The 23,733-nt window shown below is 71.5% G+C and carries 27 protein-coding genes; 18 read left to right on the top strand and 9 right to left on the bottom strand.

Going from position 1 to position 23,733, the window contains the following annotated elements:
* Positions 1-25: 25 nt before the first annotated feature.
* Positions 26-418: an FHA domain-containing protein gene (locus AC07DO_RS03675; protein WP_479056761.1), complete on the bottom strand. Its 393-nt coding sequence runs from the start codon at positions 416-418 to the stop codon at positions 26-28.
* Positions 419-521: 103 nt separating this feature from the next.
* Here AC07DO_RS03675 and AC07DO_RS03670 point away from each other — a divergent pair, with 103 nt between their 5' ends.
* The 5 genes from AC07DO_RS03670 to AC07DO_RS03650 all read left to right on the top strand — a co-directional run bounded on the left by AC07DO_RS03670 (position 522) and on the right by AC07DO_RS03650 (position 2,883).
* The gene (locus tag AC07DO_RS03670; RefSeq protein WP_479056760.1) at positions 522-647 is read left to right on the top strand and encodes a hypothetical protein; all 126 of its coding nucleotides are present in this window, start codon (positions 522-524) and stop codon (positions 645-647) included.
* Between the two features lie 124 nt (positions 648-771).
* The gene (locus tag AC07DO_RS03665) at positions 772-1,464 is read left to right on the top strand and encodes a hypothetical protein (RefSeq protein ID WP_479056759.1); all 693 of its coding nucleotides are present in this window, start codon (positions 772-774) and stop codon (positions 1,462-1,464) included.
* Positions 1,457-1,816 (top strand): hypothetical protein, encoded by a 360-nt coding sequence (locus AC07DO_RS03660; RefSeq protein WP_479056757.1) that lies wholly within the window; start codon positions 1,457-1,459, stop codon positions 1,814-1,816. The genes AC07DO_RS03665 and AC07DO_RS03660 overlap by 8 nt, the downstream gene beginning before the upstream one ends.
* A gap of 145 nt (positions 1,817-1,961) precedes the next feature.
* Positions 1,962-2,279, top strand: a complete 318-nt coding sequence (locus tag AC07DO_RS03655) for an antibiotic biosynthesis monooxygenase family protein (protein WP_150167290.1) — start codon at positions 1,962-1,964, stop codon at positions 2,277-2,279.
* A 61-nt stretch (positions 2,280-2,340) separates the two neighbouring features.
* Entirely contained in the window at positions 2,341-2,883 is a 543-nt protein-coding gene (locus tag AC07DO_RS03650; protein WP_479056755.1) for a GNAT family N-acetyltransferase, read from the top strand.
* A 26-nt stretch (positions 2,884-2,909) separates the two neighbouring features.
* Here the strand turns inward: AC07DO_RS03650 and AC07DO_RS03645 are convergent, their stop codons facing one another.
* Entirely contained in the window at positions 2,910-5,009 is a 2,100-nt protein-coding gene (locus AC07DO_RS03645; protein WP_479056754.1) for a DHA2 family efflux MFS transporter permease subunit, read from the bottom strand.
* Positions 5,010-5,149: 140 nt separating this feature from the next.
* Between AC07DO_RS03645 and AC07DO_RS03640 the strand changes: the two genes are divergently transcribed.
* Positions 5,150-6,130: a peptidoglycan-binding domain-containing protein gene (locus AC07DO_RS03640; protein ID WP_479056752.1), complete on the top strand. Its 981-nt coding sequence runs from the start codon at positions 5,150-5,152 to the stop codon at positions 6,128-6,130.
* A 380-nt stretch (positions 6,131-6,510) separates the two neighbouring features.
* Here the strand turns inward: AC07DO_RS03640 and AC07DO_RS03635 are convergent, their stop codons facing one another.
* A complete protein-coding gene (locus tag AC07DO_RS03635; protein WP_479056750.1) occupies positions 6,511-7,200 on the bottom strand; it encodes an HAD-IA family hydrolase in 690 nt (229 codons plus the stop codon).
* A gap of 267 nt (positions 7,201-7,467) precedes the next feature.
* Complete coding sequence (locus AC07DO_RS03630) at positions 7,468-8,049, bottom strand: TMEM165/GDT1 family protein (RefSeq protein ID WP_479056749.1); 582 nt, start codon at positions 8,047-8,049, stop codon at positions 7,468-7,470.
* 521 nt (positions 8,050-8,570) lie between these two features.
* Between AC07DO_RS03630 and AC07DO_RS03625 the strand changes: the two genes are divergently transcribed.
* The 4 genes from AC07DO_RS03625 (at position 8,571) to AC07DO_RS03610 (ending at position 13,813) form a co-directional block, all read left to right on the top strand.
* On the top strand, positions 8,571-9,260 hold the full coding sequence (locus AC07DO_RS03625; protein WP_479056747.1) for an HNH endonuclease family protein: 690 nt from the start codon (positions 8,571-8,573) through the stop codon (positions 9,258-9,260).
* 129 nt (positions 9,261-9,389) lie between these two features.
* Entirely contained in the window at positions 9,390-11,057 is a 1,668-nt protein-coding gene (locus AC07DO_RS03620; RefSeq protein WP_479056745.1) for an alkaline phosphatase D family protein, read from the top strand.
* A 208-nt stretch (positions 11,058-11,265) separates the two neighbouring features.
* Positions 11,266-13,278, top strand: coding sequence for an FAD/NAD(P)-binding protein (locus tag AC07DO_RS03615; protein WP_479056743.1), 2,013 nt, complete (start codon positions 11,266-11,268; stop codon positions 13,276-13,278).
* Positions 13,279-13,357: 79 nt separating this feature from the next.
* Positions 13,358-13,813 carry a DoxX family protein gene (locus tag AC07DO_RS03610; RefSeq protein WP_479056741.1) on the top strand — a complete coding sequence of 152 codons (456 nt, stop codon included), beginning with the start codon at positions 13,358-13,360 and terminating at the stop codon, positions 13,811-13,813.
* A gap of 131 nt (positions 13,814-13,944) precedes the next feature.
* On the opposite strand, the gene AC07DO_RS03605 is transcribed toward AC07DO_RS03610, so the two are convergent.
* Positions 13,945-14,613: a superoxide dismutase family protein gene (locus AC07DO_RS03605; protein ID WP_479056740.1), complete on the bottom strand. Its 669-nt coding sequence runs from the start codon at positions 14,611-14,613 to the stop codon at positions 13,945-13,947.
* A 235-nt stretch (positions 14,614-14,848) separates the two neighbouring features.
* On the opposite strand from AC07DO_RS03605, the gene AC07DO_RS03600 reads away from it, so the two are divergent.
* The gene (locus AC07DO_RS03600) at positions 14,849-15,475 is read left to right on the top strand and encodes a DedA family protein (RefSeq protein WP_479056739.1); all 627 of its coding nucleotides are present in this window, start codon (positions 14,849-14,851) and stop codon (positions 15,473-15,475) included.
* 584 nt (positions 15,476-16,059) lie between these two features.
* Here AC07DO_RS03600 and AC07DO_RS03595 read toward each other — a convergent pair.
* Positions 16,060-16,287, bottom strand: coding sequence for a DUF2277 domain-containing protein (locus tag AC07DO_RS03595; RefSeq protein WP_479056738.1), 228 nt, complete (start codon positions 16,285-16,287; stop codon positions 16,060-16,062).
* Positions 16,288-16,397: 110 nt separating this feature from the next.
* Between AC07DO_RS03595 and AC07DO_RS03590 the strand changes: the two genes are divergently transcribed.
* On the top strand, positions 16,398-16,760 hold the full coding sequence (locus tag AC07DO_RS03590; RefSeq protein ID WP_479056737.1) for a hypothetical protein: 363 nt from the start codon (positions 16,398-16,400) through the stop codon (positions 16,758-16,760).
* A 74-nt stretch (positions 16,761-16,834) separates the two neighbouring features.
* The gene (locus tag AC07DO_RS03585; RefSeq protein ID WP_479056736.1) at positions 16,835-17,143 is read left to right on the top strand and encodes a hypothetical protein; all 309 of its coding nucleotides are present in this window, start codon (positions 16,835-16,837) and stop codon (positions 17,141-17,143) included.
* A 130-nt stretch (positions 17,144-17,273) separates the two neighbouring features.
* Here AC07DO_RS03585 and AC07DO_RS03580 read toward each other — a convergent pair whose 3' ends face one another.
* The 3 genes from AC07DO_RS03580 to AC07DO_RS03570 all read right to left on the bottom strand — a co-directional run bounded on the left by AC07DO_RS03580 (position 17,274) and on the right by AC07DO_RS03570 (position 19,551).
* On the bottom strand, positions 17,274-18,173 hold the full coding sequence (locus AC07DO_RS03580) for a PRC and DUF2382 domain-containing protein (RefSeq protein ID WP_479056735.1): 900 nt from the start codon (positions 18,171-18,173) through the stop codon (positions 17,274-17,276).
* Between the two features lie 543 nt (positions 18,174-18,716).
* Positions 18,717-18,959, bottom strand: coding sequence for a hypothetical protein (locus AC07DO_RS03575; RefSeq protein WP_479056734.1), 243 nt, complete (start codon positions 18,957-18,959; stop codon positions 18,717-18,719).
* A gap of 226 nt (positions 18,960-19,185) precedes the next feature.
* Positions 19,186-19,551, bottom strand: a complete 366-nt coding sequence (locus tag AC07DO_RS03570) for a hypothetical protein (protein ID WP_479056733.1) — start codon at positions 19,549-19,551, stop codon at positions 19,186-19,188.
* Between the two features lie 717 nt (positions 19,552-20,268).
* Between AC07DO_RS03570 and AC07DO_RS03565 the strand changes: the two genes are divergently transcribed.
* From AC07DO_RS03565 to AC07DO_RS03545, 5 genes are all read left to right on the top strand, one after another.
* On the top strand, positions 20,269-20,910 hold the full coding sequence (locus AC07DO_RS03565) for an HAD family hydrolase (protein WP_479056731.1): 642 nt from the start codon (positions 20,269-20,271) through the stop codon (positions 20,908-20,910).
* A gap of 107 nt (positions 20,911-21,017) precedes the next feature.
* The gene (locus AC07DO_RS03560) at positions 21,018-22,190 is read left to right on the top strand and encodes a helix-turn-helix domain-containing protein (RefSeq protein ID WP_479056730.1); all 1,173 of its coding nucleotides are present in this window, start codon (positions 21,018-21,020) and stop codon (positions 22,188-22,190) included.
* 91 nt (positions 22,191-22,281) lie between these two features.
* On the top strand, positions 22,282-22,497 hold the full coding sequence (locus AC07DO_RS03555; RefSeq protein WP_479056728.1) for a hypothetical protein: 216 nt from the start codon (positions 22,282-22,284) through the stop codon (positions 22,495-22,497).
* Positions 22,497-22,976, top strand: a complete 480-nt coding sequence (locus tag AC07DO_RS03550; protein WP_479056727.1) for a hypothetical protein — start codon at positions 22,497-22,499, stop codon at positions 22,974-22,976. Before AC07DO_RS03555 ends, AC07DO_RS03550 begins: the two co-directional genes overlap by 1 nt.
* On the top strand, positions 22,973-23,494 hold the full coding sequence (locus AC07DO_RS03545) for a DUF6415 family natural product biosynthesis protein (RefSeq protein WP_479056726.1): 522 nt from the start codon (positions 22,973-22,975) through the stop codon (positions 23,492-23,494). Before AC07DO_RS03550 ends, AC07DO_RS03545 begins: the two co-directional genes overlap by 4 nt.
* The last annotated feature ends 239 nt before the right edge of the window (positions 23,495-23,733 follow it).

Raw genomic sequence — 23,733 nt, 5'->3', positions numbered from 1 at the left:
GCCCGCGCAGAAGACAGACCCGCGCTCAACCCTCGTGGTAGTAACCGACGTTCACGCTCCGCGGCCCGGCCCGGTCCTGGATGACGATCTCGCCGGAGCCGCCCCGGGGCAACGGCGCGGCCCCTCCGTACGCGAGGATCCGCGCCGTACCCCCGGTCAGCAGCCGCACCTCGGACGCCGGATCGGGGTTCGAACCGCGCAGCCAGCTCACGGACCAGGCCCCGTCGGGCCCGCAGCGGAACTCCAGGTGCGAACGGGAGACGAACAGCCAGTCGTCGGGCGTCACCAGACGGCACACGCTCCTGTCCCGCCCGACCCGCAGCACCGCACCCGGTTCGCTCGGCGCCTCGGCCATCAGCATGCCCGCGGTGGCGCCCGTGTCCGCCCCGGACACCGAGGCCATGGTCAGTTCCAGCACGGGGGTACGCTCCTTCAACTCACCACGGCGCGTACGTGATTGACGGTTCGCGCGCTGCCGCATCCTATGGGCCGCCGGGCGGCCGCACGACCTCACTGGGACAATGCGCCCATGTGACTTCGCGGCCCTGCCCGGCAGGGGCCAGCCGCTGCCGGGCCCGTCGCTCGGCCTCGCCCCCTTCGACGTCGAGGAGGCGGCCCGTGACCGGCGGGAACGCCACCCCGGCTGACGTCGGCTCGCACAGGCCGTTTGGCGGCCCGAATCCGGGCAACTCGTTCCGGGGAACGGGTGTCGGGGCCCCTGCCGGGCCCCGCGCCCCAGGCCGATCCCCGAGCCGAAAAGGGCACCCACCCATGTCCACACTCATGATCATTCTGCTGATCGTGGCCGTCGTCGTCATCGCCGTCGCCGCGTTCGCCGTGCTGAACCGCAGGCAACAGGGTGCGGGCGGCAGGCGCGGTCTGCAGCGCCGCTTCGGACCCGAGTACGACCGCGCGGTCGCCCGGCACGACGGCGACACCAAGGCCGCCGAGCGCGACCTCGGCGAGCGGGTGAAGCGGCACGGTTCCCTGCACGTGCGGCCGCTGGACCCCGCGGCGCGCGAGCAGTACACGGCCCGCTGGACCGTCGCCCAGGAGCGCTTCGTCGACTCCCCGCGCGAGGCGGTGGCCGAGGCGGACCGCCTGATCGCCGAACTGGCAGGCGCCCGCGGCTTCCCCGACGCCGGGCACTACGAGGACCAGATCGACGCGCTCTCCGTCCACCACGCCCACCACGTCCACGGCTACCGCAAGGTGCACCGCGCGGCCCTCGGCACGACGGGCACCATGGGCACGGACCCCATGGGCACGGAGGCGACGGGCGTGGAGCGTACCGGTGGCGCCGGCACCGAGGAGATGCGCGCGGCACTGCTCGAGGCGCGCGGGCTCTTCGAGGCGCTGGTGGCGGAGCACCGCTCCGACGCCGACGCGACCCTCACGACGGGTCGGCACGACACCCGCAAGCCTTCGACCGGCATCACCCACAAGGGAGTTCAGCATGGCTGACGGGACCGCTCTCTTCCCGATCGACGCACGCGACAAGCTGACGCTGCGCCTCCAGAACGCGGTCAACGGCTTCGTCGACGGCCCCCGCGCCGCGGTCGAGAACGCGGACCGCATCCTGGAGGAAGCGATCGCCGACCTGACCCACACCCTGACGGAGCGCCGGAACGCCCTGCGTACGACGTGGCAGTCCCACGCGGCGGAAGTCCCCCCGGGCGAGCCCGGCACCGCCGCCACCAATCCGGCCGCCACCCCGGCCGCCACTCCGGGAACGCCCCCGGAAGGCGACACGGAACAACTCCGCCTGGCCCTGCAGGACTACCGCGAGACAGCGGAACGCCTGCTGCGCTTGTAGCCCCCACGGCCTGTCACAGGAACCCCCTGTAACAGGCACCCCGGACCGAGCCCCGGGACCCCGCCCGCCGGACCTCCGTGACATCCGGCCGCGGGGGCCCCGGGGCTCACGCCGCTCCGACACCCCCGTACGGCAGGATGGCCGTATGAGCGTAGTCAAGATCAACGTCCTGACCGTCCCCGCCGACCAGCGCGAAACCCTCGAGAAGCGCTTCGCGTCCCGCGCCGGCGCCGTGGAGAACTCGGACGGCTTCGAGTGGTTCGAACTCCTCCGCCCCATCGAGGGCACCGACGACTACCTGGTCTACACGCGCTGGCGTGACGAGGAGTCGTTCCAGGCCTGGATGGAGGGCCCGATGAAGTCGGCCCACCAGGGCGGCGGCGACCGCCCCAAGCCCGCAGCGAGCGGCTCCTCGGTCTGGTCCTTCGAAGTCGTCCAGCAGGCGGCGCCCAAGGGCGAGTAGCGGGTTCGGCCGGAGCTAAATCCCTTGCGGGGGTGCGGGCCCGTCGGCTCAGAATGCGCGTATGACCGAGCCTGTCACCGTGGCCCCCGCCGCCGCCCCCGCCCCCGACGCCGCGACCTGGAGTGTCGCGGCCGAGGCGTATGACTCCGATGTCGTGCGCGCGCTCTGGCGTGCGTACTACACCGAAGTCAGCGATCGCTGGTATCTGCTGCACGAGGGGCGGGTCACGGAGCCCGCCGAGCTGGAGCGGGAGATCGACGCCGAGACCGGCGCGGATCTTGCCGCGCCGGGCGGGGTGCTGCTCGTCGCGCGGTACGGGGGCGAGGCCGTCGGTACCGCCGGTGTGCGGCTGCTCGATGCCTCGACCGCCGAGCTCAAGCGCGTGTTCGTACGCGAGGACGTGCGCGGCAGGGGCGGCGCCGCCGTCCTCCTCGCCGCCGCCGAGGACGCCGCCCGCGCGCTCGGGGCCGAGCGCGTCATCCTCGACACCCGTACGGACCTCGTGGAGGCCCGCGCGCTGTACGCGCGGCACGGATACGAGGAGACCGAGCCGCTCACCGTGCGGCCGTACGCCGAGCACTGGTTCGCCAAGAAGCTGATCTGACCGGCCGCCGCCCGGGCGCGGCCCGGTCACGCCGCGCGTACCACCGTCGCCCCCTCACCCCGCGGCCGCTCCGAATCCGAGCCGCACAGTTCGGAGCTGAGCTCCTCGACCAGCTGGGCCAGGTCCGTGGGGCGGTCGGGGTTCCACCAGTCGCCGAGCAGCTCCGACAGGGACTCCTCGCGGGCCTTGGCCAGCGTGGCCGCGACCTCGTGGCCCCGCTCCGTCAGGACCATCTCCAGGCCTCGCCGCCGTGCCAGGCGCCGCTCCTCGACCTGGCGGGCGGCCGCCGTGATGACGGTCAGCGGCACCGTGGTGCGCTCGGCCAGCACGCCCGGTTCGACGGAGCCGTGCCGTGCGATGCGCAGGAGCAGCCAGCTCGAAGCGGGCAGCAGGTCGTGGCCGGCCCGCGCCGTGATCTTCTCGTAGATCGCGCGCCTGCCCTCGCGCGTCCCGAGCACCGAGAGGGCCCGCGCGCACTCGTCGTACGACGAACGCTCCACCGGATTGCTGGCCAGCGTCTGCGTCGGGTCGGGCGCCGTGACCGAGGCGCGCAGCTTGTCCTCGCGCAGGAACCAGGCGAGGACGAAGGCGGCGAAGGCGACCGGCACCGCGTAGAGGAAGACGTCCGTGATCGACGAGGCGTACGCGTGCAGGGCTCCGGGGCGCAGGTCGGCGGGGAGCCTCGCGATGCCGCGCGGATCCGCTTCGAGGGTGCTCACGCTCAGCCCCGGCGGCAGCTGCTGCCCGGCGAGGGCGTCGGTCAGCTTGTCGCCGAGCCGGTTCGTGAAGATCGTGCCGAAGATCGCGACGCCGAAGGAGGCGCCGATGGAGCGGAAGAACGTCGCGCCGGACGTGGCGACGCCCAGATCCTCGTAACTCACGGCGTTCTGCACGATGAGGACGAGGACCTGCATGACGAGGCCGAGTCCCAGGCCGAAGACGAAGAAGAACACGCTCATCTCGGCGGTGCCGCTGTTCTCGTCCAGCTGGTGGAGCAGGAGCAGGCCGATCGTGGTGACGGCCGTGCCCGCGATGGGGAAGATCTTCCAGCGGCCCGTCCGGCTGACGATCTGTCCGGAGGCGGTGGTGGACAGGAGCATGCCCGCCACCATCGGCAGCATGTGGACGCCCGACATCGTGGGCGTGACCCCCTGCACGACCTGCAAGAACGTCGGCAAGTACGTCATCGCCCCGAACATCGCGAAGCCCACGACGAAGCTGATCACGGCGGACAGGGTGAAGGTGCGGATCCGGAAGAGTGTGAGCGGGAGGACCGGTTCCGCGGCTTTGCGCTCCACCGCCACGAACGCCGCGGCGAGCACCACGCCGAGCACCGCGAGCCCGATGATCCGCGCCGATCCCCAGGCCCACGTGGTGCCGCCGAGCGAGGCGACGAGGACCAGGCAGGTGGCCACGGAGGCGATGAGGAAGGTGCCGAGGTAGTCGATGGTGTGCCGGGTGCCGCGTACCGGGATGTGCAGGGTGGTGGCGATGACGACGAGCGCGATCACGCCGATGGGCAGATTGACGTAGAAGACCCAGCGCCAGCTGAGATGCTCCGTGAAGACTCCGCCGAGCAGCGGTCCGAGGACGCTGGTCGCACCGAAGACCGCGCCGAACAGGCCCTGGTACTTGCCGCGTTCGCGCGGCGACACCAGGTCGCCGACGATCGCCATGGACAGCACCATGAGACCGCCGCCGCCGAGCCCCTGGAGCGCGCGGAAGCCGATGAGCTGGGGCATGTTCTGCGCCATGCCGCACAGCGCCGAGCCGACCAGGAAGATCGCGATCGCGGTCTGGAACAGCTTCTTGCGGCCGTACTGGTCGCCGAGCTTGCCCCACAGCGGGGTCGCGGCCGTCGCGGCCAGCATGTACGCGGTGACGACCCAGGACAGGTGGTCCATGCCGCCGAGGTCACTGACGATCGTCGGCAGCGCGGTGGAGACGATGGTCTGGTCGAGCGCCGCGAGCAGCATGCCGAGGAGCAGCGCGCCGATGGAGATCAGTACGCCGCCGGGCGGATGCCCGTTGCCCGCGTGCCCACTGCCGGTGTGGTCGTTGCCCGCACGTATCGGGACAGGGCCTGGACCCTCCCCCGTGGGGTGGGCGCTGACATCGTGCGACATGGACACCTCCTGAGGGGTCCGCGTTCTCTTTCCATCCTGGTCCGTGTCTCCCGTTATGGCCTGTTGAAGCGGGGCTCTGCATAATCTCTGGAGCTCCGGGGGCGGGCGGGACGGCGGGACGTACGAGGGGAGGGGCGGCCGTGGCCGGACAGGGAGACGAAGAAGCAGTCGCGGAGGGCGAGGGCGGCGCGGAGGGCGACGCGGTCGATCGGGTGCGGGCCCGGTCCGCCGCCGGTGCGGCCGCGGCGGACTTCGATCCGCTGCGGATACGGCCATACGTCTCGCTGCCCGACCCCGACCCCGACCCTGCCGGGCCGCCCACCGAGCCCTCCGGGGACATGGACGGGAGCGGGGGTGCCGGCGCGGGCCCTCCTACGGCCTCGACCGCGGGCGTACGTCGCTTCGCCGGGGGTGCGGGTGGGGAGCCGGGTGCCGGTGCGGGTGCGCGTATGGCCCCGGGTGCCGGTGCCGGTGCGGGTGCGGAAATGGGTGCTGACCTGCGCGGGGACGCTGAACCGCACGAGAGGCGGGGCCTCCGCAGACGCCCCCTCGCGCTGCTCGCCCTCACCGGCGCCGTCGCCGCCGTGACCGCCGCCACCGTCTTCGCGGTCGGGCTGCTCTCCTCGGCCTCGGACGGGCCGACCCGGGACAGGGCTCTGCCGGACGACCTCACGTCGGCCTACGCGGACCCCACGAAGCCCGCGGCGCCCTCCGCGAACCCGTCCGCGTCGTCCTCGCGCGCCCCTTCCGCGACGCCCGGCGTCCGCGCCTCGCAGTCGGCGTCGCCCACCCGCTCGGCGACGCCGCCCTTGTCCCCGTCCCCGCCCTCGTCCGCGCCGCCGCCGACTGCGTCGGGGTCGGCGGGATCGTCTGCGTCACCGCCGCGCAGGACGACCGGCACGACGTTGCGGGAGGGGGACAAGGGGGCGGAGGTCACGGAGCTGCAGGGCAGGCTGGCACAGCTGTACCTGTACGTGGGTGAGCGGGACGGCTCGTACACGCCCGAGGTCACCGCCGCCGTACGGCGCTACCAGTGGGCCCGCGGCCTCAGGGACGACGCGCAGGGCGAGTACGGACCCGAGACGCGCCGCAGCCTGGAATCGGAGACGACGGAACCTTGAGACGCGCCCGACGGAAGCCTGAGACGCGCCTGACGGAACGCTGAGAAGAGCCCGCCGGAGCCGTGGGAAGAGCCCGCCGGAGCCCTGAAAGCGGGGCTTGACCGGGCCGCCCTGCGCCCCTGCGGGTTCCAGCCCGACCGAAGCCCAGCCCGACCGGCGCCTAACCCGACCGGCGACCAGCCCGACCAGGACCCAGCTCACCCCCAGGCCCAGCCCAACCAAGGCGGCCCGGCTCAACCGAGCCCCAGCCCAGCCAAGGCGCTCAGCCCAACCGAAGCCCAGCCCGACCAGGACCCAGCTCACCCCCAGGCCCAGCCCAACCAAGGCGGCCCGGCTCAACCGAGCCCCGACCCAACCGGGCGCCGAGCCCCACCGAGCGCTCAGCCGAACGTGAGCCGTATCGACCCGTCACCCGTGTCGGCGACCCCCACCGCCGTCAGGTCCTCGACGTGCACCGTGGGGCCGAACCGCCCGGCGCGCGGGCCCACGCCCACGACGCGCATACCGGCCGCCTGACCCGCACGTATCCCCGCCTCGGAGTCCTCGAAGACGACGCAGTCCGCCGGGTCGAAGCCGAGCGCGGCCGCGCCCTTGAGGAACCCCTCGGGGTCCGGCTTGCTCGCGCCGACGCTCTCCGCGGTCACCCGCACGTCCGGCAGGGCGAGCCCGGCCGCGGCCATCCGTCCGGTGGACAACGGCACGTCGGCGGAGGTCACGAGCGCGTGCGGCAGGCGCAGGTCGGCCAGTGCCGTCAGGAACGCGGGGGCGCCGGGAACCGGGACGACGCCGTCCATGTCGGCGGTCTCGGCGGCGAGCATCTCGCGGTTCTCCGCGTAGTTCTCCTCCATGGGCCGCTCGGGCAGCAGCACCGCCATGGACGCGTAGCCCTGCCGTCCGTGGACGACCTTGATGACCTCGTCGAAGTCGAGGCCGTGCCGCGCGGACCAGCGCTGCCAGCAGCGTTCGACGACGGCGTCGGAGTTGACGAGGGTGCCGTCCATGTCGAGGAGGACGGCGCGGGCGGTCAGGACGGGTGCGACAAGGTCGGCGGTCGTGGCCGTGGCCGTCATTGAAGTGCTCCAGAGCGCAGGGGCGGCGGCGGAAGATCAAGGCGGCCCCGCCCGCCGGTCAGGGAGTACGGGCGGAGCCACTTTGTTCCTGCACGGTACAAAAAGAGGGCCGCAAAAGCCAACGCCGCAGGTCACACCACCCAAGCGACCCAAATGGGACGGGCATGGACCGGACCAACAGGCTGCCCACCACCCCGACCACCCCAACCGGCCCAGGGGGCGACCGGCGCAACCGTCGCCCCCCCCCCGGACCGACTCACCCCACCATCACGCAGCGATCGCCTCGTAAAGGCTCCACACCCCGAGCCCCAGCATCAGCACCGCCGCGATCTTCGTGATGAGGGCGAGCGGCACCCGCTTCATCAGCGCCTTGCCGCCGACGATGCCGAGCCCGGCGACTGCCCACAGGGCCAGCACCGCGCCGAGGCCCACGGAGATCGGGTCGTCGTAACGGGCGGCCAGATTGGCGGTCATGATCTGCGTCAGATCGCCGAACTCGGCGACGAGGATGAGCATGAAGCCCGCGCCGGACACCTTCCAGAAGCTCTGGTCCTCGGGCTGCTTGACCTCCTCCTCGTCGTCACCGCCCTTGAGCAGCAGCATCGCGGCACCGGCCAGGAAGAGGACACCCGTGAGCGCGTGGACCAGCTGCTGCGGGAGCAGGGTCAGGACGCTGCCCGCCGCGACGGCGAGCACCACGTGAACGGTGAAGGCGGCGGCGACGCCGGCGAAGACGTAGGAGGCGCGGTAGCGCGTGCCGAGGACGAGACCGGCCAGTGCGGTCTTGTCCGGCAGCTCGGCCAGGAAGACGACGCCGAAGACGAGCGCCATCACGCTGAAGCTGATCAAGGGTTCCTCAATCGGTCGGGGCCGCCCCACCGAGAGTGTTCCACCGTTTCGCGTACGACACCTCGGCACGGCAGCGCACACGGACGCACACGGGTGTGGGCGTCTGGACGTACGCGTCATGCGATGCGTACGCCGGCACTGCTTGCCGAAGGTCTCGCTGGCCTGCCCCGTGGGGCCTGCCTCCGGGCGCCGGCTCAGACGAGCTGAGCAGTATGTCGACGGTCCGGCGAAGAGCTACTCCCCTTCTGCGCCATCCATCGTACGGGACGGCGCACAGGTCGCGACCAGGGGCTTTCGGTCCGCGCCGGAGTGACCTGAATCACGGACCGCACCAAAACGCGCGGGGAATGCGCGGGAATGCAACTTCCGTCCCGCCCAGTGCACTTGACGCCGCGCCAGAACCCTTGAAGTCGGCACCTCTTTGACGCGACCCTGTCACTAGACGCACATCCGTCTGTAACCCCGACCCGCGACTCTGACCGCCCCACCGGTCAACCGCCCCCCACATCAAGGGAGTTCGCATGCCCGTTGTCTACGCGCGTCGAAGCGACCGACACGCCCTCCGCACCCGGCACACCCGGCGCACCCGGCCCGCCTTCGCCGCCGCGGCCGTCGCCCTCGCCACCGCCGCCACGCTCGTCAGCGGCACCTCCGCCCAGGCCGCTCCCCCGGCCCCGGTCAGCGCCGCCACCGCACGGACCTACCTCGGCGGCCTCACCGTCAAGGCCGAGGGCTCGTCCGACGGCTACAGCCGCGACAAGTTCCCGCACTGGAAGACGCAGTCCGGCGCCTGCAACACCCGCGAGGTCGTCCTCAAGCGCGACGGCACGAACGTCGAGCAGGACTCCAGCTGCGCCGCCACCTCCGGCACCTGGAAGTCCGCCTACGACGGCGCGACCTGGACCGTCGCGTCCGACCTCGACATCGACCACGTCGTGCCGCTCTCCGAGGCCTGGAAGTCCGGTGCGAACAGCTGGACCACCGCGCAGCGCGAGGGCTTCGCCAACGACCTGACCCGGCCGCAGCTGATCGCCGTGACCGACAACGTGAACCAGGCGAAGGGCGACAAGGACCCGGCCGAGTGGCTGCCGCCCACCACCTCGTACCACTGCTACTACGCCCGGATGTGGGTGGACGTGAAGCACCACTACAAGCTGACCGTGAACACCGAGGAGAAGAGCAAGCTCTCCTCGATCCTCAACGGCTGCTGAACCGTTCCCTCATCGGCCGGACGGCGGCGCGGGGGTTCTCCCGCGACCGTTGGGCCGGTTCTCGCGGAACCGGCCCGCCCTTCCCCGTCGTTCCGTACCGTACGGGGCGACGGAGGAGGGTGATCACCTGTGCCACGGCTGCGCCTGGGTCCACTGCTGAGGTACGTCGACGGTTCCACGGCGACCGTCTGGGTCGAGGCCGACCGGCCCTGCACCGCCGAGGTGCGGTGCGCGGACGGCGCGGGCGGTACGGCGCGGACCTTCCAGATCTGCGGCCACCACTACGCGCTCGTCCCGGTCACCGGACTGACGCCGGGCACGGAGACGGCGTACGAGGTGCGGCTCGGCGACGGCGGCGGGACCGCCGTGTGGCCGCTGCCCGATTCGCCTTTTCCCGCGAGCACCATCCGCACGCTCGCCGCGACCGGTGCGGGTGACGAGGGCGGCGCGGAGCTGCGGGTCACGTTCGGCTCCTGCCGGTGGGCCGCCCCGCCGTCCGGCGAGCACGACCCCGTGGGGCCCGACGCGCTGGACACGCTCGCCGCCCGCATCGCCGCCGACCCGGACGTGGAACGCCCGGACGTGCTGGTGCTCCTGGGCGATCAGGTGTACGCGGACCAGACCTCCAAGGCCACCCAGCGCTGGCTCGCCGCGCGCCGCGACCTCACCGACCCGCCGGGCATCCAGGTCGCGGACTACGAGGAGTACACGCACCTCTACTACGAATCCTGGCTCGACCCGGAGGTGCGTTGGCTCCTGTCGACCGTTCCCAGCAGCATGGTCTTCGACGATCACGACGTGATCGACGATTGGAACACCAGCGCCGCCTGGGTCGCCGAGATGCGGGCCACGCCCTGGTGGCGCGAGCGGATCCTGAGCGGCCTCATGTCGTACTGGGTCCATCAGCACCTCGGCAATCTGCCGCCCGACGAACTGGCCCGCGACAAGCTCTACGCCTCCGTGTGCGCGGCCCCGGACGGCACGGACGTGCTGCGCGCCTTCGCCGCCGCGGCCGACGCGGACGCGGGTGCCGCCCGCTGGAGCTACCGGCGGGACTTCGGGCGGGTCCGGCTGCTCATGGTGGACACCCGGGCGGCCCGCGTCCTCGCGGAGGGCGAGCGCGCGATGCTCGACGCCGCCGAGGCGGAGTGGGTGCGCGAACAGGCCCTCGCGGATCCCGGGTCGTACGACCACCTCCTCATCGGCACCTCGCTGCCCTGGCTGCTCCCCCACCTCATCCATGACGCCGAGGGGTGGAACGCCGCGCTGTGCCGCGGTGAGCGCGGCGAGCGCTGGGCCCGGTTCGGGGAGAACCTGCGCCGACGCTCGGACCTCGAGCACTGGGCCGCCTTCCCGGCCTCCTTCGAAGCGCTCACCGAGCTGATCGCGGAGGCGGGTTCGGGCCCGGGGGCTCCGGCGACGGTGTGCGTGCTCTCCGGAGACGTCCACCACGCCTACGTCGCCGAGCCGAGCTGGCCCGCGGGCGACGGACCCGACGCCCGGGTGCTCCAGCTGACCTGCTCCCCCGTCCACAACTCCATCCCGGCGTCGATCAGGCTCGGGTTCCGCTTCGGCTGGAGCCGCGTGGGGCGCCGCCTCGGACGGCGGTTCGCCCGGCACGCGAAGGTGTCGCAGGCGGGCATCGACTGGCGCAGGACGGGTGGCCCCTGGTTCGGCAACCAGCTCATGACGCTGACGTTGCGCGGCCGTTCGGCGCGGCTGCGGCTGGATCAGGCGCGGGCGGTGCGGGGCGGGGGCGTGCGGCTCGATACGGCGGAGGAGACGCGGCTTTCGTGAGGCGTGTCCCTTGTGCGGCGCGGCTCTCGTCCTGGGGCGGCTCTCGTCCTCGGGCGGCTCGTAAAGGGGCTGTGGGGGATCAGGGTTCCTGCGGTGTTCCTGTGGCACGAGTCCCTTACACGGTCGGGGTTCGGCAGCGGGGGTGCCGACGGCATGATGATGCGGACCGTCCGGTTCCAGCGTCCTCAATGCCCCGGGAGTCACGCTTTTGTCTCCGTCTGCACCTGCCCGTCCACCCGCACCCGCGCCCGCACCCGCACCGCTCCCGTCCACCGAAGCGACCGCGCCCGCGCTCGCGCTCGCCCTGGTCGGCGCGGGCCCCCGCGGCACCAGCGTGCTCGAACGGCTCTGCGCGTCGGCGGCCGAAGTCCTCCCGAGCGGGACACGCCTGACGGTCCATGTCGTCGACCCGGATCCGCCGGGCGCGGGCCGCGTCTGGCGTACGACGCAGCCCGCCGAGCTCCTGATGAACACGGTCGCCTCCCAGGTGACCCTCTTCACCGACGCGAGCGTCGACTGCTCGGGGCCGATACGCACGGGTCCGAGCCTGTACGAATGGGCCGCCGACGGGCGGGTCCCCGGGCTCGGGCCCGACGACTATCCGACCCGCGCCTGCTACGGCCGCTATCTGGAGTGGGTCTTCGCCGAGGCGGTGCGGCGGGCGCCCGGCACGGTCCGGGTCCGGGTGCATTCGGCGCGTGCGGTGGGCCTGGACGAGACGGCCGACGGACTCCAGACCCTCGTACTGGACGACGGCCTCGAACTGGCCGGGCTCTCCGCGGTCGTCCTCGCGCAGGGCCACCTGCCGACGGCCGCGGGACCGGAGCGGCGACGCCTGACGGCCCACGCGGCGCGGCACGGCCTGCGCCACTTCCCGCCCGCCAACCCCGCCGACCTGGACCTGTCCGTCATCGACCCCGGCGAGCCGGTCCTGCTGCGCGGCCTGGGCCTCAACTTCTTCGACCACATGGCGCTGCTGACGGAGGCCCGCGGCGGCCGGTACGTGCGCACGCCCGACGGCACCCTGCGCTACGAGCCGTCGGGCCGCGAGCCGCGCCTGTACGCGGCATCGCGGCGCGGCGTCCCGTACCAGGCGCGCGGCGACAACGCGAAGGGCCCCTACGGCCGCCACGAGCCGGCCGTCCTCACCGCCGACACGGTCGCCCGCTTCCGCAAGCGCGCGGACAGCGGTGACGCGCCCGACTTCCTCGCCGAGATATGGCCGCTGATCGCGAAGGAGGTGGAGACGGTCTATTACGCGGCGCTGGTCGCGGGGCGGGACGAGAGTGGTCCCGGAGTCTCCGCAGGAGGCGGCGGCCTGCGCACCCGTGCCTTCCGGGAACGGTTTCTCTCTGCTGAGCACGGGAGCCCCCAGGAGCGCCTCGTACTGGACGAGTTCGGTGTCGACGATGCCGACCGCTGGTCCTGGGAGCGGCTCTCCGCGCCGCATCAGGACCGGCCCTTCGCCTCACCACGGGACCACCGCGCGTGGCTGCTCGGGCGGTTGCGCGAGGATGCCGCGCAGGCCGCGCTCGGGAACGTCGCGGGGCCGTTGAAGGCCGCGCTCGACGTGCTCCGCGATCTGCGCAACGAGCTCCGCGGCGTCGTCGACCACGGCGGGCTCTCCGGGGTCTCGCGCCGCGACCACCTCGACCGCTGGTACACGCCGCTCAACGCCTTCCTCTCCATCGGGCCGCCGCGCCGCCGCATCGAGGAGATGGCGGCGCTGATCGAGGCGGGGGTCCTGGACGTGCTCGGGCCGCGCCTGGCCGTGCGGCCCGACGGCGGGTCCTTCCTCGCGCACTCCCCCGACGTGCCGGACTCGGCCGTCCGGGTCACCTCCCTGATAGAGGCCCGGCTGCCCGAACCGGACCTGCGGCGCACCGGCGACACACTGCTGCGGCGCCTCCTCGCGGACGGCCGGTGCCGGACCCACGTGGTCGACGGGTACGAAACCGGAGGCCTGGACGTGTCCCCCCGCCCCTATCACCTGATCGACCGTCAAGGGCGCGCCCACCCGCGCCTGTTCGCGTTCGGCGTGCCCACGGAAGGGGTCCACTGGGTGACCGCTGCCGGTGCGAGACCCGGCGTCGACTCGGTGACGCTCTCGGACGCCGACGCGGTGGCGCGGGCCGCCCTGCGCGCGGCCGCCGGCACCGCCGCGGCGCCGCCCGTGCCCCGGGCCGAGCCGAAGCGGAATCTCCGAATGACCGAATGTTGAACTTGCAAGCACTAATTAGGTTGCCCTAATCTTGGGCCTCCGCTCGGTTACCGTCCCCCAACCGAAGGAGTCCCCCACCATGACTGGACGTCTCAACAGCGCCCAGCCCTACGCCCTCGGCCTGTTCCGCATAGTGATCGGCCTGCTCTTCGCCTGCCACGGCGCCGCTTCCCTCTTCGGCGTCCTCGGCGGCGCGGACGGCGGCGGCACGATCGACGCCGGCACGTGGCCCAGCTGGTACGCGGCCGTCATCCAGCTCGTCGGCGGCGCCCTGGTCCTACTGGGCCTCGGCACCCGCGCCGCCGCGTTCATCTCGTCCGGCTCGATGGCCTACGCCTACTTCAAGGTCCACCAGCCCGAGGCCCTGTGGCCCATGGAGAACGGCGGCGAGGCCGCGGCGATCTTCTGCTGGGCCATGCTGCTCTTCGTCTTCACCGGGTCCGGCGCGCTCGGCCTCGACCGCCTCTTCGCCGCGCGCGGCGGGAGCGGCGACAAGGAGGACGCGGACACGAAGCGCACGCCGGTCGCGGCCTGACCCGCACGGCGCGCTACGGATCGTCCGACGGCGCCTGCTTTCCCGTACGTACGGGAAAGCAGGCGCCGTCGCCGTACGAACGGAGGAGTGCTCCAACGGTTGCCATCCGGTGGGCCGCCTCGGCCGCCGCCCTACACCCCCCACGCCCCGCCCGACTTCTGCGCCTGCGGCAGAGCCGCGAACGGCACCGTGAAGCACGCGGCCCGGTCACCCGCGCCGCCCGGCTCGTCGTGCAGCACGACGGACGCGGCCTCGCCGGGCCTGAACCCCCAGCCGTGCCGTGCGGTCGCCGTTCCGGAGCCGTCCGCTCCGGCGGTGAAGTCGAGCCACACCTCGTTCTTCGGATTGACGTAGGCGGGGTCCTTCGAGGGCTGGACCGGGTCGACGTGGTGCTGGTAGTGGCCGCCGGCCGCCTCCGGTTTCGCCGCGCACGGCTTCCGGTGGACGTGCACGCCGTACGCGTGCCCCGGCTTCATGCCTCTGACGCGCAGCGTGACGGTCGTGCCGCCACGCTCGATGCTGCCGCCGCCCTCGATACTGTCGCCACCCTCGGCGCTGCCACCGCCTTCGGTGCTGCGCTGCACGACCTCGATCCAGGACGCCGTCGGCACCAGGGCCGTGTCGTACGTCACCGCCGGTGACGGGATGAAGGCGGTGGGCGGCGCGAACCACGCCTCGGCCCGCGCCCAGGCGGACCCTGCCGCCGCGTTCGCCGTGCCCACCGGCCCGCCACTCGCGGCCAGCACCGCGGCCGCCACCGCCGCACCCGTCAGCGTCCGAGTCACCGTCACCGTCACCATCGCCCGCACCATCCCTCGCTCGTCCCGTCCTACTCGTTCGTACGGGACTTCACGGCCGTACGCCGCATCGAGGGAGGCAGCCGGGTGAACGTGATGTAGGGAACATCTAAGCCCCAGTGGATCTCTACGCCCCGCACGCGGCGTACGCTGTACAGCTGTCACCAAGGCCGCCCCTGCCGTACTCCGCGACAACAGCGGCAACGCGCTGCCGATCGGGGAGTAACGGGGAGTTACGGTGCTTGAAGTTGTGGGGGCGTTGACCGGCAGTCCGTGGATTTACGCGGTCGTGGCCCTGTCCGTCCTGTTCGACGTCTTCGTGCCCGTCCTGCCGAGCGGGGTCATCGTCATCATGTCGGCGACCGCTGCCGCGGCGGCGGGGACGGGGGCGGCGGGGCAGGTCCCGCACGCCGTGCCCGACATCATGATGCTCACCCTGTGCGCGGCCACGGCGTCCGTGCTCGGCGACATGGTCGCCTTCCGGCTCGCCTGGCGCGGCGGCGAACGGCTCGACCGCGCGATCGCCCGTTCCCGGCGCCTGACCACCGCGCAGGAACGCCTCGGCACGGCGCTCGCACGGGGCGGCGGCGTCCTCGTCGTCATCGCCCGCTTCGCACCGGCCGGCCGTTCGATCGTCTCCCTCGGCGCGGGCGCGGCCCACCGCAAGGTGCGCGAGTTCCTCCCGTGGTCCGCCCTGGCGGGCGTGGCCTGGGCCGGCTACAGCGTCGCCCTCGGCTACTTCGGCGCCCAGTGGCTGGGCGCGACGTGGCTGGCGACGGGCGTCTCCCTGCTCGCGCTGTTCGCGGCGGGCGCGGGGGCGGCCTTCCTGGTACGCCGCCCGAAGCCGACGACGACGGCCGGCTGACCGTACGCCACTCAAGTGGGCATCCCGCACTGACTGTCGCCCGGTTGACCGTACGCAGGACATCCAAGGCGCCGGACGACCAGGGCGCCGGATGCTCGGGGTGCCGGATGCCCGGGGTGCCGGATGCCCGGGGCGCCGGATTCCCGGGGCGCCGGATTCCCGGGGTGCCCGCACGATCAAGGCACGGGGCGATCAGGGCGCGCCGCACGGCCAAGGCGCCGCACGATCAGGGTCTCGCACCGGCCAAGGCGCCGCACGGCCAAGGCGCCAGGTACCCAGGACGCCGGACGATCAAGGTGCCGGACGGCCAGGGCGCCACACGATCAAGGCACCGGACGATCAGGGCCCCGCACCGGCCAAGGCGCCGCGCGGCCAAGGCGCCAGGTACCCAGGACGCCGGACGGTCAAGGTGCCGGACGGCCAGGGTGCCGCACGATCAGGGCGCCGCACAGCCAAGGCGCCGCACAGTCAAGACGCCTCACGGCCAAGACGCAGGACGGCCAAGACGCAGGACGGCCAGGACACCGCACGATCAAGGCACCGGACGGCCAGGGCGCCGCACGGCGTGATGGCGCTGAAGGCGCCTACGAGGGCCGCGCCGCGGTGCCCCGCACCTCCAGGCCCGCCAGCAGTTCCGCCGTCGCCTGCGCCACCGCGTCCACCGCGCGGTCGAACACCTCGCGGTTGTGGGCGGCCGGGGCGCGGAAGCCGGAGACCTTGCGGACGTACTGGAGCGCGGCCGCGCGGATCTCCTCCTCCGTGGCGTCCTCGGGGATCGCGGGCGGACGCAGCGTCTTGATGCTTCGGCACATGCCTCCAGCTTGCCACCGTGACGCGTCCCGTTCCCGCCCCCGAAGAAGTCGGCCCGATCGCTCGCACACTTCACTCGCACACGTAATTCGAACAGGAGTACCATTACGGCGTGCCTGCCACCCCAGCCCCCCATGACTTCCCGAGCGACCTCCTCGCCGGCCAGGAGGAACTGCACCGGATCCGCTCCGCACTCCTGGCACTGCTCAAGCGTCTGCCCTGGTCGGTCGAGCCCCACGACGGGTTCAGCGACGCGACCGGCTGGCGCAGAACGGAACGCCCCGCGTCCCCCGGATGGACCCCGGAAGAGCAGGCAGAGGTGGAGGAACTCCGAGCGAAAGAGCGGGAGTTGGCGGTTTTCGTGACATGCCACAAGTACTGGGAACAGGTCACGGGACCGGACAACGTTGCCGCGCGCGCCGCCCTGAAGCACGCCCACGGGACGCCGGACGAGTCCTCACCTCCTAGCCATTGACAGCCGCAGGAGGCGGGCGTTGACTCGCTATCAGCCACGCACGAGAGCCCCCTTCGAGCCACGGAGGTGCAGCCTTGAACGTCCTGATAGTCGTCGCGATCCTGGCCCTCTTCGGCCTGGGCTTCAGCCAGCCACTGTTCTGGCTCGCCGCGGCGGCACTCGCCTTCTACCTGGCGCGCTTCTACGAGGGCGGCTCAGCCGCCAAGAAGAGCGGTTCGGGCGGCGGCGCCGCGAGCAGCACCGGAGGCATGGGTGGAGGCGGCGGCAGCGGAGGAGGAGGCGGCGGCTACCCCAAGACCTACCGCGACTACCGCATCCGCAAGGAGCGCCAGGAACGCTGGGACCGCCGGTACCGCAGAACGCACCCGGGATCCCGCCGCTGACCTCGCCACGAGACAGGTGCGCGAGACAGACGCACGAGACAGGCGAAGGCCCCCCGCCGAGATCGGCGGGGGGCCTTCGCACCGGCACCGGAACGGCACCGCAGCGGCGCCGGTCCGTCAGCAGGGCACGTCAGTGACGCGGTCCCTGCTTCCGGTCACGCCAGCCCTCGCCCTTCGCGCCGCGCTCACCCTTGGCGCGGTCGTACTCGATCTGCTCCTTGCGCACCGTGTCCGAGACCTCTTCCGTCTCGGTGACCCTCTCGGTCTCGAGGCGTACGCGCTCGACCGGCACGGACTCCTTGCGGACGACCGCCTTCTCGGCGTGCAGGGTCACCTCGGCCTCGGCCTCGCCGATGGTCGCGCGCGTGCCGTCACCCTCGCGGATGGGCTCACGGACGACCCGGACCTCCTCGTGCGAGAGGGGCACGGACGTCTTCACGTCCTCGGTGACGACCACCTTGCGCAGCCGGGCCTGGCCGACCACTTCCTCTTCCGTGCCGACCCGCAGCCGCTCCTCGGAGCGGATCATCTCGTCGGACTTGCTGTCGTCGCGTCCCGTCGACCGGCTCGCGGCGCCCGCTCCGACCATGCCGGCACCCGCGCCCGCACCGGCCATCCCGGCCACGCCCTCGCGCTCGCGCATGCCTTCACGGCCGCGCATACCGGCCGCCGGCGCACGACCGGCCGCACCGCGGTCGGTCGACTCGGGCCGGGTCAGCCCGTAGTGGGCGTAGAGCTCGTGCTCCTCACCCGGTTCGATGTGCTGGTCGGCGTCGATGCGGGGAGCGTCCTTCACGGCTTCCTTGGTCGTCGCCACGTGCAGCTGGTCGTCCTGGCGGCGGGCCCCGGCGAGCGGGACGAAGCTCTGCTTCATGCCGAAGAGACCGGTCTTGACGGTGACCCACTCGGGGCGGCCGCTGCGGTCGTCGAGATAGACCTGCTCGACGCTGCCGATCTTCTCACCGGTCCGGTCGTAGGCCGTCAGGCCCGTGAGCCCGTCGGGGTTGGTGAAGCCTTCGCCCTGCGTCATGGGTGATCACTCCCTCGGAGCGTGCGACGGGCGATGTCGTTACTCGCCACGACAGACGCACGCTTCCCTCCATCGCGCTCCGCGTCGCGGCACACCGCAACCAGGAAAGTGACGGAACGTGCACGGAGAGCGCCGCGAAGGCCGCGCAGCGGCCCGCCTGAGGCGATCGACCCGATCTGGCCGCCCACCGGCCGGTTAGCCCATTCGAGCTACTCGCTGGAACGTTCCCGAGCCCGAACCTTCCCGAGATGGAACCTTCCCGAGATCGCCGAGGAGGACGGGACATCCGACCGATTCCAGGTACGCGGCACTCGCAAGCATCCCTGTGGGCGCGCTGGTCGCGCGCCGGCAGACACGCACCGCGTCGGCCCAGTTCCGAAGCCGGCCACCGGACCGCGCCGGCCGTCGCGGAGGCCAGGCACGAGGTCCACGAGGCGTGCCATCGCGGCACCACCAATACTGTCGAATTATTGCTGGAGTGCGGCTATACCCTTCTCATCGCCGATGTCCTTCATCATGCGGAGACGACTTCTCGGATGACAGTCAGTCAGGCCACAGGCCCAGCATGCCCGCAAGGGCTGCCGCGCAGCCCGCATGGGCAACGGCGAGCAGGCACCATTCACCGATGGGCATACGCCAGAGATTGGCGGCGACCAGTCGCCATTCGTACGCTGCGATTCCTACGGCCGCGGAAAATGCCGGAGCCCAAAACGCGGCCCACCAGGACCAGACGCCGCAGAAGCGGAAGATGCAACATACCGCGCCGAAGAGGAAAACGGCGGGCATCCAGCAGGGAGTTCCTCCTTTTCCCTCTTCACCGGATGTTGACTCACTGGCGCTATGCATATCCATAACCTCTCAGGCTATCGGCGGGGACAAGAGGGGTGCGCCGCACTACCATTGACTGGCGCACCCCACTTAGTCGCTTATGCGCTATGAATCAGTGAAACGCCTGCCAGATGGCGTACAGGTCACTTGCAACACCCGCTGCCTTGAGAGGGCCCTTCACGTATCAGGGAAGGCCATTGAACCACTTCTTGAAGTTCTCGAACTTCCCCGCGACAGCCTTGGCAAACCCCCCAACCTTCTTCAGAAGGGCAATAAGGGGGTCGAGCCCCTTCTTGCTCTCAGCGAAGTCGCCATTTGCAATTGCTTGCGGCTCGGCCCGCTCTTGAGGGGAGAAACGTTCACCTTCGTACTTCAGAAGGTTCACAGCAAGCTGCCGAGCCGCGTCACGCTCGGACAAGACGGACGCGGCGGAGGATGCCCCAGCGCGAACCGGCTCTACGGTTGCCGCCTGGGCAGTAGCTCCTGCAATGCCAAGCGCGATGGCCGCTGCGACAGTAGCGGCACCAACCCGCAGCGTATTGCAATTCACGAGCAATTCCTTTCACTCGGGCGCTCATTGACGACAGTGATTTGATCCCAAAAGCCGCCGCCGAACGCAACTTTAGCCACAGGCCAACCCCAGGCCGATTAGGAATTTCCGATATGGCGGTAGGAAATCCCTGTCACCACCCCTCTCTCAACGGGGGGCCAACCGAGGCCGGGATTGTCGCGTCGCGCTGCGGAGGAACGTGCGCGCAACCCCCGCCGCGGCGGGACTTCGCCGTTCCCACCCCCGCCAGCACCCCGCCCCGCTACGCTCCGGGCCACACACACGCCTGGGGGGACCCATGCGCCACGCCACCACCGCGGAGCGGCGGGCGCCGACGGGGCGGGCGGTGAGAGCGGGGCCGACGGCGAGGCAGGCACTCCTCGCGCGGACGGCGCCGCGGGCCCGCCCGGACCGCAAGGCGAGCCAGGCCCGGCCGGCCCCGAGGGACCCGCGGGGAAGGACGGCGCGGACGGAGAGCGTGGTCCTGCCGGGCCGTCGTGCCCGGACGGGTACAGCCTCCAGGCACCGGCCTCCGATCCGGACGCCCTGATCTGCCACCGCGATGGGGCACCGCAGCCCGATCCTGACGGGCCGGGCCCTGAGACGGCGGCTCTCGATCCCGCCCGCCGCCAATACCCGTGACACAGGCCCCCTCTCGCCTTCGGGCGGGAGGGGGCCTTTCGTCATGCTCTCGGCTTGCCCAACTAGGGTCGCCGCATGATCCGCACCATCGCATTCGACGTAGGTGAGACCCTCGTCCGTGACGATCGCTACTGGGCATCATGGGCCGACTGGCTGCACGTACCGCGCCACACGGTGTCAGCGCTCGTCGGCGCCGTGGTCGCTCAGGGTAAGGACAACGCCGAGGCGCTGCGCCTGGTCCGGCCGCACATCGATGTCGCGGCGGAGTACCGGGCCCGTGACGAGGCGGGCCAAGGCGAGTACCTCGACGAGAGTGACGTGTACGACGACGTCCGGCCAGCCCTCGCCGCGCTTCGCCAGGCCGGTATGCGCGTCATCATCGCGGGCAACCAGACAACCAGGGCCGGCCAACTGCTGCGGGCCCTCGACCTTCCGACGGACCTGATCGCGACGTCAGGGGAGTGGGGCGTCGCCAAGCCATCGGCTGCGTTCTACGAGCGGCTTATCTCCGTGTCCGGCACTGCGGCAGCGGAGATCCTCTACGTGGGCGACCACCCGCAGAACGACACGCTCCCTGCCCACGCCGCGGGACTGCGCACCGCCCATCTCTGTCGTGGCCCGTGGGGGCATCTGTGGGCGGATGACCCAAAGGTGGCCGCGGTGGCGGACTACCGAATCAACTCGCTCATGGACCTCGTGGGCATCGTCCAACACTGATCGTCAACGACGCGGCCCCACCTGCGGATTACAGGCGGGGCCGTTCGCGCACCAGCGCGTTACCGCGCGGGTACGGTTCGAAGTGGACGCCTCGAACTGGAGCCAGTATGCCCGCATCTGATGATCACGTGGGGCGGCGCATCGCCACCACCCGTAAGACGAAGCACATGCGGCAAATCGACCTGGCCCGCAAGGCGTACCTGTCCCTGGCCACGATCAAAGGGATCGAGCGGGGCGCGCGTCACCCGAGTGACGCCGCTCTCGAAGCGATCGCCGCGGCGCTCGGCGTCGACCCGACTCGGCTCTTGGCCTCCTTCACCGGTACCGAACGCCGCGTGCATGCCGCCCTGCCGGGGATCTCGGCGAGTATCGCTGGATACGACGTCCCCCTTGACCCGCCCCGTCGCAGCCTCGACGAGTTGCACACCGCAGTAAGCGACGCCGTCACCTGGCGACTCGGCGCCCAATACGGCCAGATCGCGCAGCACGCCCCGGCTCTCCTAGGTGACGCCCTCGCCGCCTTCCACACCGCCCCGGACCGGCGGGCTGCGGCCCGCCTCATGGTCGGCGCCGCCCGCTCCGCCGACGCGGTCGCATACAAATACGGCGCCCGCGACCTCTCGGCGCGCCTCATCGACCTGATGCGGTGGGCCGCCCCTCATACCGAGGACCCGCTCCTGACCGCATCGGTGGCGTACGTACGAACCGAGGTCTTCTTCATCGCGCGCGCCCATGAAGCAGGCGTCAAAGCACTGGAGGCGGCCGTCGACGCAGCACCTGCCCCGACCGACCCTCAGGCTTCGGCAGCACGGGGCACCCTGCACATGCGAGCCGCCGTCATCGCTGGCCGGGCCGGTGACGCAGACGCTGCGGACGACCATCTGCGAGAAGCACGTCAACTAAGCGAGGCCGTACCGGAAGGCACGTACCTGGGGACAGCGTTCGGACCGGAATCGGTACGGGTGCATGAGGTGTCGGTGGCCGTGAGCCTTGGCAGCGACCACATCCACCGCGCGTTCTCCATCGCCCGGGAGTGGGCTCCGTCCGACGATCTGCCGGCCGAACGACGCTCAGGATTCTGGATCGAGTTGGCGCGCACCCAACTCTGGGGCAACAGGTTCGACGACGCCTTTGAGTCTCTGAAGGTGGCCCGGCTTATCGCTCCCCAGCACACCCGCGAGCACCCGTGGGCCCGTGACACAGCGGCTACCCTGCGCCGTCTGAAACGGGCGGATGCAGAGTCACTCGACAACTTCGTGGGGTGGCTCGGCGCCACCTGACAAGCAGTTTCGGGGATACAAGGTGTATCCCTTACCACCTCTTCCAACGCCCATGATCTGTGCATCGACACCGACAGGTCAGGGGCCCACGATGGAGACGACTGCCGAGGAGACACTCCTCAAATCCGTGGAGCAGGTGAGCATCGCCCGCCTGCACGGGCTGGCGTTCTGGGACTGCGGCGCAGTCACGCGCACCCTCGTTGAGTGCGGGGCCGTGCGTGATGAGCACGGCCAGGTGCGGCTCAAGAAGACGTGTGGGTGCGCTGCGGGCTCCTCGGGCCCGACGCTTACTGCGGCGGTGTCCTGATGACCACGCCAAGAGGTGTCCCGGCGGCCATTGACTGGCTCGCCCGCGCTCAGGCAGAGCCGAGCCAGGCCCATCGCGAATGGGCGGACAGCGGAGTGGCGCTGCTGCCCCTCGGCCTGCGGTTCAGCGCAGTGTGCCTGCCCGCCCGGCTCGTGCACGCAAGTGTCGGAACCACAGACCGCGACACCGTCACCACGGCGCTGGCCGAGCTGCTCCACGGCCCCGTGATCCACAACAGCCTCCTGCACACGTACCACGCACTCATCACCCCCTACCCGCCCGCCCGATGGGCCTACGGCGAGATCGCACCCATGCTCGACGCCGGTCACTTTCTCAGCGTCCCCGCCGCCGACCTCACCGGACCGACCGGCCTGCACTGGGCAGTGCGACCACACTCCGCTGGCGTCCTGTGCTCCGTACCGGCCGTGGCCGCGCTCATGGCCCTCAGCCTGCGGCCGCAGTCGGGAGGCGCCCGATGACCCTCACCGACCGCCTCGCGGCGCCTCTGCTGCCCTCGACGGGGCTGTTGTCCGACGGGCAAGTCCGCGGCCAGGACTGCGTGTTCTGCGGCATCACCTTGCCCGCTAACGCTGTTGGCCTCGGCCGCCAGGACGCAAAGTGCCTCGGCGCGGTCGTGCATTGGTTTCCCCGAGCCTGCCGCCCCTGCGTCGATGGCGGATACCTCGACCGCCTGATCGACGGAGCGTTCTCCGCATGCCGGGACCGGCCCCCGCCGGAGCAGCTGCTCGACCTCTACCTTCGCCTGCGCCACGAGGTACGCCGACGCCTCCCGATCGCCGAGCAGGCTGCCGCAACCGCCGGTCAGGGCACGATGAGCTTCCACGCACACCAGCGGGTCGTGGACGCCGCCACCGACGCGCTACTCGACACGGTGGGCGACGACGATCCCAGCCCTCTCGTGCTGGCCATGCGCTGCGCGGAGCTCGGCCGCCGCCTGCGCGACCTCACGCCCTACCGGCCCGGCGGAGAGCTGTGAAAGCGCGACAGCTCGTTCTCGTGCCGTGCCCGCCCTGTTTGCGGGCGCTGCTGCGGAAGGCGCCCGCCGAGCCGCACGACTGCCAGCTGACGACGGTAGTGGCCATCGGCGGGACCCAACTCGTCGTCGGATCCGTCACGGAATGCCCGTGCCGTTGCCCGGCCATGCAGGAGAGCGAAGCGCTGCAGACGGCACGTGCAGCGGCCCGATCCGCGTCGGCCCGAACTGACTGACCTACG

This window comes from Streptomyces sp. NPDC045678, assembly GCF_056432085.1.
This window is presented reverse-complemented; position numbering and strand designations above follow the sequence as displayed.